This window comes from Flavobacterium notoginsengisoli, assembly GCF_042686225.1.
Classification (GTDB): Bacteria; Bacteroidota; Bacteroidia; order Flavobacteriales; family Flavobacteriaceae; genus Flavobacterium; species Flavobacterium notoginsengisoli.
In genome coordinates, this window is record NZ_JBHUOT010000007.1 from 151080 (window position 1) to 163200 (window position 12121).

Consider the following 12121-nt stretch of genomic DNA (forward strand, 5'->3'; position numbering starts at 1 on the left):
TTCTAATTTTATTTAAGCCATTTATCAACCATTACTTTAAAGGCCTCTTTATATTGTTCACCAACCGTAATTTCTATCTTATCAATAAAAATGGAGTTTTTACTAATGGCACTAATTTTATCTAAGGAAACAATAAACGAGCGATGTACCCGCATAAATTTTGAAGACGGCAGTTTTTCTTCTAAAGCTTTTAGGGATATAAGTGACAGCAAAGCTTTTTGCGAATCTTCAAGATGTACTTTTACATAATCTTTCAAACTTTCAATATAGCAGATGTCTTTTAGCGAAATACGAACCCATTGATATTCAACTTTCAAAAAGATAAATTCGTCATCGGCAGCAATGTTTTGGAAAGCATTATTGTTGGCTTCTTCATGTAATTGAAGCACTTTACTTGAAGCACGAAGGAATTCTTCATAACTAAAAGGTTTTAGAAGATAATCAACAGCATTTACGCGATAACCTTCAATAGCATAATGATTGTATGCTGTTGTAAAAACGATTTTTGGCAATGGTCCGGGTTGATCTTGTAAAAGCCTTGCTAGTTCCATTCCGGTTAAATTCGGCATGTTAATATCTAAGAAAACAACATCCGGTTTTTCTTCCCTGATAATACCCATTGCGTCTACAGCATTATCGCAGGTAGTAATTAATTCTAAAAATGGTGTCTGATGAATAAATGTTTCTACCAATTTTAAAGCCAATGGTTCATCATCTACTGCTATACATTTTAATACGGTCATTGCTCTAAAGTTATTTTCAGTTTAATCTTATAGGTTCCATCCGGAGTAACACCAAAAGTCATAAAATGATGATTGGGATAAATCAGATGCAATCTTCGTTTGGTATTGGTTAAGCCAATGCCTCCTACATCGGGAATAGAGACTTTTTCAAAAAAAGTATTTTCTACTTCAAACTCTAAATCAGTTCCTTCCTGAGTAAGTTTTATGTGTATTTCGCTTTTATCAGTGGCATGCACGCCATGTTTAAATGCATTTTCTACTAAAGGTAGTAATAACATGGGAACAATTGGATAATCGTGCAGTTTTTCGGGAATTTCAGTTGTGATGGTTAGTTTGCTGTTGGCACGCAGTTTCATTAAAGCAATAAAATCTTTTAGAAATTCGACTTCTTTTAATAAAGTTGTTCTTTCTCCTTCAGTGCTGTAAAGTAAGTAACGCATCATACGACTTAAAGTATGTAACGCATTTCTGGAATCTTCTATATCTGTATAGGTAAGTGAATAAATGCTATTAAGCGAATTGAAGAAAAAATGCGGATTAATCTGTGCTTTTAACATTGCCAGTTCAGCCATTGTTTTGTCTTGCTCCAGTTTCTGTTTGTGCTGTGCAGCTTTTTGCCAGTATTGCAGCATCGCCCAGCTCGTACTGATTCCTAAAACCAACAAAGTGAGTGTTAAAACGTAATTGTCAAAATAGGGATTTCTATATTTTTTAAATCCTAATATTAAACTGATTTTGTTATGAAGATCAGTTTGGGAAGTATAAAAATAAGCAATTAACTGCATGATGAAAATAATGACAAGAGCCCAAATCATAAAAGGCGAAGTATTATCCTTAAAAATGGTTCTTGGAACTATGACTTTAGCATTCGAATAAAAAATAATCATTAATAATAACAATAAAATAATCTGCCAAAGCCAAAAAGCAGACGGAAGAATTACATTCCAGGTTAAAGGCATGTAAAACAACATAATAAAGCCTAATAATACCCAACTGAGAATATGTAATCCGGTGAATAAATAAGGTCTGAAAATATTTGGTGTCATTACAAATTATGATTTTGAGACAATATTACATTTTATTTAAATACGATTTTTTGGCAATCGCCCAAAACGGATTTAGAGTCTCTAAAAAGCATTTTAGAGCCGATAAGTCAAAAATTAAACACTTGTTTAATATTTTAAAAAAGTCCATCGGTTCTTAGGTTGCCTTTATCGATTCTCTTTTGCTCTTCGTCTATTTGAAATTTTTCGTTTGTTATATTTTAGTTCTTTTGTTGTCATATAATCGATAATCACACATTTTTCACAATGAATAAGCAATCATTTTTAAGTATTCTCGCAGCAGCATTTATTATCGCATCTTGTGGTAAAAATGACAAGTCGGCTCAGGCTGGCGGAGCACCGCAGATAAAAGAGTATAAGACTGTGACATTACAACAGGAATCTGCTACATTAAACAGCGATTTTCCTGCTAGTATTCAAGGACAGCAAAATATAGAAATTCGCCCAAGAGTTGAAGGGTATATTGATAAAATTTTTGTAGATGAAGGAGCAGTTGTAAAAGCCGGTCAGCCTTTATTCAAAATTAGCGCTCCGGAATATGAACAGCAAGTAAGAACTGCTACAGCAAGTATTAAAAGTGCTCAGGCAGATTTAAGTTCGGCTAAATTGGCTGTAAATAAAGTAAAACCTTTAGTAGAAAAAGGAATTATCAGTAAGTATGATTTAGAATCTGCACAATATACTTATGAGTCTGCTTTGGCAGCTTTAGCTCAGGCTAATGCAGCTTTAGTAAATGCGAAAGTTAATTTAGGATATACTACCGTTACAAGTCCTGTAAATGGAGTTGTAGGTTCAATTCCGTTTCGTTTAGGAAGTTTGGTAAGTTCTAATACTACAGAACCTTTAACTACAGTTTCAAGTATTGGTAATGTGTATGCTTATTTTGCGATGAATGAAAAAACATTATTGAATTTTACGAAAGATGCAGGAGCTTCATTAAACCAAAAATTAAAAAGTATGCCGGCAGTTTCATTACTGCTTTCAGATGGTTCAGCTTATGATCAAAAAGGAAATATCGAAACTGTAAACGGATTAATCAATACTGAAACAGGTACCGTAAATGTGAGAGCTCGTTTCCCAAATCCAAAAGGAATTATCAGAAGCGGAAGCAGCACTACAGTTCGTATTCCAAAAGAAGTAAAAGACGGAATCATTATTCCTCAGAGTGCAACATTCGAACTTCAGGATAAAATGTTTGCAGTAGTTCTAGGAAAAGACGGTAAAACAAGAAATGCCAATATTTCAGTACTTGAAAATACAGCAGGAAACTATTACGTGGTAACAAGCGGTTTGCAGGCAGGAGACGAAATAGTTTTAGAAGGAGTAGCTTCTTTAAAAGAAGGAACTGAAATTAAAGCGCAAAAACAAAGTCCAGAAACAGTTTACGCTGACTTAAAATAAATCAAATGTTTAAAAAATTTATACAAAGACCCGTACTCTCGACGGTAATATCTGTTATTATCGTTATTTTAGGTGTTTTAGGCCTAATAGAGTTACCGATTTCCCAATATCCGGATATTGCACCACCAACGGTAAATGTGGCGGCAAGTTATACCGGAGCCAACGCGGATGTGGTACTTAAAAGTATCGTAATTCCGTTGGAAGAGCAGATTAATGGTGTAGAAAACATGACGTACATGACTTCTACAGCAACAAATGATGGAAATGCTTCTATAAAAGTTTTCTTTAAAGTAGGAACCAATCCTGATTTAGCAGCGGTAAACGTGCAGAACAGGGTTTCCAGAGCGACAAGTTTACTTCCTGTTGAGGTAACTCAGGCCGGGGTTACTGTAACCAAAAGTCAGAGTAGTAACTTATTGATTTTCTCTTTATATAGTGATGATAAAGCTTATGATCAGACGTTTCTTCAGAATTATGCGAAAATCAACCTTGTACCTCAGATTCAGCGTGTAGTTGGAGTAGGAGATGTAACCGTTTTTGGTGCAAAAGATTACTCTATGAGAATCTGGCTAAAACCGGATGTAATGCAGCAATACAAACTGATTCCAAGCGATATTTCAGCTGCTTTGGCCGAACAGAATATCGAAGCGGCACCAGGTAAATTTGGTGAAAATGGAAATCAGGCATTTCAATATGTAATTAAATATAAAGGACGTTTAACAAGTGCTCAGGAATTTGAAGACATTGTTATAAAATCTGTTGGAAATGGACAGATGCTGCGACTTAAAGATGTGGCTAAAGTAGAATTAGGTTCATTAAGTTATTCTTCAACAATTAAAACTAATGGTGTAGAATCTGCAGCAATGGCAATCAGCCAGACTCCAGGATCTAATGCACGTGATGTAATTATCAATTCTAAAAAACTGATCGAAGAAGCAGCAAAAAGTTTTCCAAAAGGAATGAAATACACTATTATGGTGGATGTCAACGAAAATTTGGATGCTTCTATTGAAAAAGTAATTCATACTTTGATTGAAGCCTTTATATTGGTTTTCATCGTTGTATTTATTTTCCTTCAGGATTTCAGATCGACTTTAATTCCGGCAATTGCGGTTCCGGTTGCGATTGTGGGTACGTTTTTCTTCCTGAATTTATTCGGATTTACGATCAACTTATTAACGCTTTTTGCAATGGTACTCGCCATTGGTATTGTGGTCGATGATGCGATTGTGGTCGTCGAGGCAGTTCACGCCAAATTAGATCATGGATATAAATCGGCTAAAAAAGCTACCATTCATGCAATGGATGAAATTTCAGGCGCGATTATTTCGATTACACTGGTAATGGCGGCGGTATTTATTCCGGTAACATTTATTACTGGTTCAACAGGGGTTTTCTATAAGCAGTTTGGTATTACACTAGCTGTTGCGATTATTCTTTCTGCAGTAAACGCCTTGACACTGAGCCCTGCTTTGTGTGCACTTTTGTTAAAACCACATGCAGAGGATCATAAACATAAAAGTTATTTACAGCGTTTTTATACTTCGTTTAACGTTGCATTTGATAATGTTACAGCAAGATATAAACGATCAGTAAGTTTTCTTTCTGTAAAAAAATGGATTGCATTAGCTGCAATTGTGATTGCGGGAGCAGCCTTAGTTTATATGATGAAAACTACGCCGTCTGCTTTCGTTCCTTCAGAAGATCAGGGAACTGTTTTTGCTAATATTAGTTTACCACCATCAGCTTCTATGGAACGTTCTGATATAATGGCTAAAAAAGTAGATAGTATTGCGAAGACTATTCCGGGAGTAAAAAATACACTTCGTATCGTTGGACAGAACTTTACGGCGGGTGCGGGTAGTGCCTACAGTATGGTTATTGTGAAATTATATCCTTGGGATCAGCGTGATCTTAGTGTTGATGATGTAATTGGACAGCTTTTTGCTAAAACAAGCGGAATTCGTGAGGCTAGTATTTTCTTTATTTCTCCGCCAACTATTCAGGGTTTTGGTCAAAGTGGTGGATTCGAATTCCAATTACAGGATAAAGGAGGACATACAACTTCTGAATTTTATAAAGTAAATAACGAATTCTTAGCTAAATTATCTGAACGTCCTGAAATACAATATGCGACAACTCCATTTAATCCTGGATTCCCGCAGTATATGATGGATATAAATTTAGCTAAAGCGAAAGATGCCGGAGTTTCTATCAATACAATTCTATCCACTATGCAAGGATATTATGGCGGATTGTATGCTTCTAATTTCAACAAATTTGGAAAACAATATCGTGTAATGATTCAGGCTTCTCCAGAGTTTAGAACAAACACACAAGGATTGAATAAGATATTTGTACGTAATAGTGCAGGAAATATGGCACCAATTACAGAGTTTGTAAAAATGACAAGGGTTTTTGGTCCGGAATCTATTTCTAGATTTAACTTATTTACGTCAATTTCGATCACGGGAGCACCAAAACCGGGTTACAGTTCCGGAGATGCTATTAAAGCGATTCAGGAAGTGGCAGCAGAAAACCTTCCGGCAGGTTATGGTTATGAATTTTCGGGATTAACGCGCGAGGAATTAGCTTCGGGCGGAGAAACGATTTTCATCTTTATTTTATGTTTGGTGTTCGTTTATTTCTTGTTAAGTGCACAATACGAAAGTTATATTTTGCCATTCGCGGTATTACTATCAATTCCATTTGGATTGGCAGGAGCTTATTTGTTCTCGATTATTTTCAAATTGAATAGTAATATCTATTTGCAGATTTCCTTAATCATGCTGATCGGACTTTTGGCAAAGAACGGTATTTTGATTGTCGAATTTGCTTTGGACAGAAGACGTAAAGGACTACCGGTTGTACAATCGGCAATTGAAGGAGCTGTAGCACGTTTACGTCCGATTTTGATGACTTCATTTGCCTTTATTTTAGGATTAGTTCCATTGATGTTTGCTTCCGGAGCAGGTGCTGTTGGTAACAAATCGATTGGTACCGGAGCTGTTGGAGGTATGTTAATCGGAACAATTTTAGGAGTTTTCGTAATTCCGGTTCTGTTTATCATTTTCCAAAATCTACAGGAAAAGATTAGCGGTCCTGCAAAAGACGGTTATGATGATGAAGATGATGATGAAGACGAAATTCATTTAATAGAAGCTCACAAAGAGTAAAATTTAATCAAGAAAGAAATGACTAATAGTTCAAATAAATATATTCTTATGGTAATGACGGCCGCACTTTTGAGTGCGTGCTCCGTTACCAAGAAATACGAACGTCCCACAACCTTAAAAACAGATCAGTTGTATCGTGACCAATCTTCAACAGATTCGACAACAATTGCTGATATGCCTTGGCAGAGTGTTTTTAAAGATGAAAAACTGAATGCATTAATTCAAAAAGGTTTAGATCAGAATCTTAATTTGAAGAATGCCATTGAGAATATTGTGCAGGCTCGTGCTTCACTACGTCAGAGCAAACTGGCTTACTATCCAACATTGCAATTAGACGCAAGTGCCACTCATAATAAACAATCACAAGCAGGACTTAACTTTCCGGCGGGAATCAATATCAATACTCTGACGACAACCTATAAATTAGGGGCAAGCACTTCATGGGAACTTGATATCTGGGGAAAATTAAGCAGTTCTAAAAGAGCCGCTTTAGCTACTTATTTAGCAACTGATGCTGCCAAACAGGCTGTTCAGACACAGTTGATATCAGATATTGCCAATAATTATTTTATGCTTTTGGCTTATGATAAATCGCTTAAGATTACACAGGAAACATTAGAAAGCCGTATCAAAAATGTGGAAACAATTAAAGCTTTAAAAGAAGGTGCAATTGTTACAGGAGCTGCGGTTGTTCAAAGTGAAGCAAACCAGCATGCTGCAGAAGTTTTGATTCCGGATTTAAAACAAAATATTCGTGAAACAGAAAATGCTTTGAATATTTTATTAGGACAAGCACCCGGACCAATTGACAGAGGGGAATTAGGAACACAAATTATTCCTGAAATTATTGCTCTTGGTATGCCTGCTCAACTATTACAGAATCGTCCGGATGTTCGTCAAGCGGAATTCAATTTCAGAGTAGCTTTTGAATCTGTAAATTTGGCTAAAACTTATTTTTATCCAAGTCTGACACTTACAGCAAGCACCGGATTTTCGAATTTAGAATTGAAAGACTTTTTTAGTCACTCTATTTTTTATTCTATTATTGGAGGTTTAACCCAGCCAATTTTTAATCAGGGATTGAATAAAATGAGATTAACAACGGCTCAGTCGCAACAATTACAAGCTTATAATAATTTTCAGCAAAGCCTTTTAGTGGCGGGACAGGAAGTTTCAAATGCTTTATATTCTTATGAAATGGCTGTTGAGAAAGAAGATTCGAGACAAAAACAAATTGAAGCTTTAGAAAAAGCGGTTGATTTTACACAACAGCTTTTAGAATACAGTTCAGCTACAAATTATACAGATGTATTAACTTCTGAGCAAAATCTTTTGGCTGCGCAGTTAAGTGGTATCAATGATAATTTGCAAAAGTTACAGGCTGTTGTAAATTTATACAGAGCTTTAGGCGGAGGATGGAAGTAAAAAAATGTTTTATCTGTTAGAATAATAACCGTTTGTCGGAAATATTTCACCTTTCGTCTAATTAATAATTAATTATTGTAGAATTGGATTTAACTTTGAATCGGTTAAAAATAATTAAAACAGACTTTAAGTTCCACCACGATCAAGATCATTTAATGATCGCTTAATTTAATAAAAACATGACTATAAACGCCTCAGAAATGAGGCGTTTTTTTTTGAAATCTATGTCGGCTAAAAAGTAGTATTCGTCGATTAGTTTGGCTGTTCCGTATAATGAATGCGACTGCGTTAAATATTGGCATTACTTTAGATTCATATCTACTAAAATTAATATTTAAAACTAAAGATCATGAAAAAATTAGTATTCGCCTCAGTACTCTTTATGAGTGTTTTTTTCGCCCAGGCTCAAGTGTCAATCAATGTAAATATTGGAACACCTCCAAACTGGGGACCGCAAGGTTACGATGACAGCAGATATTATTACCTGCCAGATATCGATGTATATTATGATGTAAATCAAAGCGTATTTATCTACGACAACGGAGGAAAATGGATGCGTGAAAAAAGACTTCCTTCAAGATATAGAAATTATGATTTGTATTCAGGTTATAAAGTGGTTTTGACTGATTATAGAGGTGATGCACCTTATAATTATCATACAAATCACAGAAAAGTTTATCCAAAAGGTTATGTTGGAAAACCTCAAAAAAACAGAGGAGAAAAACCAGTGAAAAATAACAATGGAAAAGGTCAAAAAAAATCTGATAACAATGGGAATCATAAAAACAATAATAACTCCAAAAAACAGTCAGACAAAAACCACGATCATTCAAACGGTAATCGCCGTTAATCCTTAAACTGGCTAAATGAAGACGCCTCCACATTGGAGGCGTTTTTGATTTTATAAAAAAAAAATACCATTATTTTAGCATCATGTATTTCGATATAGCCCGTGGTTTCAACCACGGGGACGTATTGCAATGATATTGTGTCGCTCCTCTGGAGCTTTCTTTAGATGGATGTATATTTTATTTGCTACAAATATTTCGCTCCTTCAGAGCTTTATTTAGATGTGTTATTTTATTTACACTAAACAAAAAACCTCCAGCTTTAGCTGGAGGCAATTGATATTTAAATATTTTTTAATAAAAATAAATTTGTGATAATTCGTGAAATTTGCTTCGCCAGTTCGCTATTGTTCGGGTGTGGCTAAAAAAAATCCTTTTTAATCCAAATAATCTGTGGCAAAAAAAACTATTCAGAAACCGTTTTTACTTTATGACCAAAAGCACCAAAAGAAAGAATAATCAAAAAGCAAACTAAAGGAATAATATATCCTGACTGAATATCATCGTGATTCATATCGATTAAAGTTCCCATTCCGTAAGGAATAATCGCGCCTCCAACAATTGACATTACTAACCAGGAAGAACCCGTTTCAGTATTCGATTTTAAGCCTTTAATTCCCAAAGAGAAAATCGTTGGGAACATAATTGACATAAAGAATCCGATTCCTCCAAGAGCATAAATCACTACAATTCCAGAACCATATATGGCAACCAGACAAAGAATAGCGCTCATTACGCAGTAGATTGACAATAAAACATAATCTTTTACAAAACGTAAAAAGAATGTTCCAATAAAACGTCCCGCCATAAAAAGGAAACCATAGATTCCTAAGTAATAACCAGCCGTTTTTTCATCTAATCCAGCGCCTTGCTGTGCAATACGGATAAAGAAACTTGTAATACAAACCTGTGCTCCAACATAGAAAAATTGAGCTATAACTCCCCAACTTAAATGTCTGAATTTTAAAACAGAGAAAAATCCTGGTTTAATTTCAGCTTCAGCATGAGTCGCTTTCATTGAAGGCAATTGTACGAAATAGAAAATAATAGCAACTAAAACTAAAATACTTCCTAATACGATATATGGCATTTTTACAGAAGCTGCTTCGCCTAGTAAATAAGCCGCTTTTTCTGCCTCTGGCATTGCGGCCATTTGTTCTGGTGTATGATTGGTTCCTGAAAGAATAAATAACGAACCTACAATTGGAGCAACCATTGCGGCTAATCCGTTGAAAGAAGCTGCTAAATTCAATCTTTTAGAAGAAGATTCAGCAGGTCCTAATATTGCAGCATAAGGGTTTGCGCTTGTTTCTAAAATAGTTAAACCACACCCGATAACAAAAAGTGCAAATAAAAACAATTCGTAAGTTCTGGTATTAGCCGCTGGAACGAACAAAAATGCTCCCACAGCAAAAACTAATAATCCCGTTATGATACTGTTTTTATAACCAAACCTTTTAATCAGCATTCCCGCAGGAATCGCCATAATAAAATAAGCAAAGAATACAGAAGTATCAATTAAAGTAGATTGACGATTGTTTAATTCACATGCTTTTTTCAAGTGCGGAATCAAAACAGAATCTAAGTTGTGGGCCATTCCCCAAAGAAAAAATAGGCAGGTAACAAGAATAAAAGGCAAAAGATATTGATTTCCTTTTCCGCCTTCTGTCGGCACTTCGTGTTGATCGCCAGCTTGGTTTGTAATTTGCATTGTTTAGATAGTTTTTTGTTATTTTTTAGGTTCAAAGGTTCAAAGCGACAAAGGTTCAAAGTGAAGAAACCTCTGTTCCTTTGCACCTCTGAACCTTTGTCCCTAGAAGAAAATTATTTTTTCTTTACTAAAAGTAAATGATCACATACCAAAACGACTTCACCGCATTGGTTAATGATTTCTACGTGTTCTGTTACAGTTCCCATTTCTGGATTTTTGGCTTCGCCTTTTTCAGAAATAGTGATTTCAGAATGAATGGTGTCACCGATATGAACTGGTTTTACAAAACGCATTTTATCGTAACCTCTAGAAAAAGCCTCTGGATTTATTTCTGAAGCCGTTAATCCGATTCCGATTGCAAAAACCATAGTTCCGTGGGCGATTCTTTGTCCGAAAGGTTGTGTTTTACACCATTCTTCGTCCATGTGGTGCGGGAAGAAATCTCCAGTGTGTCCGGCGTGAACTACGAAGTCAGTTTCTGTGATTGTTCTGCCTAAAGTTACTCGTTTGTCGTCGATTTGATAATCTTCGAAAAAAGTCGATTTAAAATACATATTCTAGATATTTTTATCGGTCTGGCTCTTTCAAATAAATGTCAAAAGATATTTATTTTGAGACGGACTGAAATTTGTTTTTTTTTGGTTTTGAAATATAGTGTTTTAATTACACTTCATCAAAAGAAATTCCACCGTTTTTACTGCTCGCGTAACAAGCTTCTACAACTTTCATTGTTCCTAAAACATCCTGAACGCTGGCAGATAAAACTGAGTCAGAACCCTCTTTGTAACGCATTAGATTAGACATTGCGCCAATAAAAGCTTCAGGAAACCACGAGCCTTCCAGTTTTACTTCTGTCCATTCGTATTCATTTTCATTATCTTTTTTTGGCAGCGCGTACTCAAAAACGTCAGGAAGACCGTCAGGATAATTCATTAACAGACCCATTTTTGCTTTAACAGCGCCTTTTGTTCCTTCCCATTTGATGTAGCTTTCTTCATGCTTTGGACCAAAATGATGATCATGATTCGTATTGATCACAACATGTTTATCTTCGCCATAATCTAAGATAATGGTAGATCGGCTTGAAGATAGTTTCTTAAGCGGATGTTTAGCCGTTTTTGCCAATACACTTTTCGGATTTCCCAGAAAAGATCGAATGCAGTCAATGTAATGCACACTGTGAAAAAGAATCTCCAATCTCGGATGTTCTTTAATTAAAGGAAATAATTCCCAAGGCGTATTTACGGTAACTTTAAATTCTAAATCGTATAATTCGCCGATAATGCCCTGATCGATTAAATATCTGGCTGCACTTACAAAAGAAGCAAAACGCAATTGAAAGTTGATTGCAGCAACCAAATTTTTTCTTTCGCAGACTTCTACAATTTCACGAGCCTGAGCCAAATCATTTCCCATTGGTTTCTGAATCAAAACTGCAGCTCCGTCTGGCAATTGTTCTAAAATTTCGATGTATTGATCAGGTAAAACGGTAATATCATAAACAGCGTTTGAAGGCGCATTTTTAACCGCATGAGCAACACTTTCAAAAACATGATCGATTTTGAATTGTTTCTGTAAATCATATGCTTTCGAAATCGTTCTGTTGGTAATACCAAAAACTTTAAAACCAGCCATTTCGTAAGCAGGAAGATGGGCATCTTTTACAATACCGCTCGCTCCAATAATTACAATGGGCTGTTCTGTTTGGGGAAGTAAAGGTTTATAGGGAATATTCATTTGTTCTATATTTTGA

The 12121-nt window shown here is 35.4% G+C and carries 9 protein-coding genes; 4 read left to right on the forward strand and 5 right to left on the reverse strand.

Annotation, left to right across the window (positions count from 1 at the left end):
* Window positions 1-8 precede the first annotated feature (8 nt).
* Together ACFS3A_RS16675 and ACFS3A_RS16680 are read right to left on the reverse strand one after the other, a co-directional pair.
* Window positions 9-743, reverse strand: coding sequence for a LytR/AlgR family response regulator transcription factor (locus ACFS3A_RS16675; RefSeq protein WP_379826692.1), 735 nt, complete (start codon window positions 741-743; stop codon window positions 9-11).
* Window positions 740-1789, reverse strand: a complete 1050-nt coding sequence (locus tag ACFS3A_RS16680; RefSeq protein ID WP_379826693.1) for a sensor histidine kinase — start codon at window positions 1787-1789, stop codon at window positions 740-742. The genes ACFS3A_RS16675 and ACFS3A_RS16680 overlap by 4 nt, the downstream gene beginning before the upstream one ends.
* 264 nt (window positions 1790-2053) lie before the next feature.
* Here ACFS3A_RS16680 and ACFS3A_RS16685 point away from each other — a divergent pair, with 264 nt between their 5' ends.
* The 4 genes from ACFS3A_RS16685 to ACFS3A_RS16700 all read left to right on the forward strand — a co-directional run bounded on the left by ACFS3A_RS16685 (window position 2054) and on the right by ACFS3A_RS16700 (window position 8659).
* Window positions 2054-3208: an efflux RND transporter periplasmic adaptor subunit gene (locus ACFS3A_RS16685; RefSeq protein ID WP_379826694.1), complete on the forward strand. Its 1155-nt coding sequence runs from the start codon at window positions 2054-2056 to the stop codon at window positions 3206-3208.
* A 5-nt stretch (window positions 3209-3213) separates the two neighbouring features.
* Window positions 3214-6384, forward strand: coding sequence for an efflux RND transporter permease subunit (locus ACFS3A_RS16690; RefSeq protein ID WP_379826695.1), 3171 nt, complete (start codon window positions 3214-3216; stop codon window positions 6382-6384).
* 18 nt (window positions 6385-6402) lie between these two features.
* A complete protein-coding gene (locus tag ACFS3A_RS16695) occupies window positions 6403-7809 on the forward strand; it encodes an efflux transporter outer membrane subunit (RefSeq protein ID WP_379826696.1) in 1407 nt (468 codons plus the stop codon).
* 349 nt (window positions 7810-8158) lie between these two features.
* The gene (locus ACFS3A_RS16700; protein WP_379826697.1) at window positions 8159-8659 is read left to right on the forward strand and encodes a hypothetical protein; all 501 of its coding nucleotides are present in this window, start codon (window positions 8159-8161) and stop codon (window positions 8657-8659) included.
* Window positions 8660-9063: 404 nt separating this feature from the next.
* On the opposite strand, the gene fucP is transcribed toward ACFS3A_RS16700, so the two are convergent.
* From fucP to ACFS3A_RS16715, 3 genes are all read right to left on the reverse strand, one after another.
* The gene (gene fucP, locus ACFS3A_RS16705; RefSeq protein ID WP_379826698.1) at window positions 9064-10368 is read right to left on the reverse strand and encodes an L-fucose:H+ symporter permease; all 1305 of its coding nucleotides are present in this window, start codon (window positions 10366-10368) and stop codon (window positions 9064-9066) included.
* A 113-nt stretch (window positions 10369-10481) separates the two neighbouring features.
* Window positions 10482-10922 (reverse strand): MaoC/PaaZ C-terminal domain-containing protein, encoded by a 441-nt coding sequence (locus ACFS3A_RS16710; RefSeq protein ID WP_379826699.1) that lies wholly within the window; start codon window positions 10920-10922, stop codon window positions 10482-10484.
* 109 nt (window positions 10923-11031) lie between these two features.
* Window positions 11032-12105 carry a Gfo/Idh/MocA family protein gene (locus ACFS3A_RS16715; RefSeq protein ID WP_379826701.1) on the reverse strand — a complete coding sequence of 358 codons (1074 nt, stop codon included), beginning with the start codon at window positions 12103-12105 and terminating at the stop codon, window positions 11032-11034.
* Between the last annotated feature and the right edge of the window lie 16 nt (window positions 12106-12121).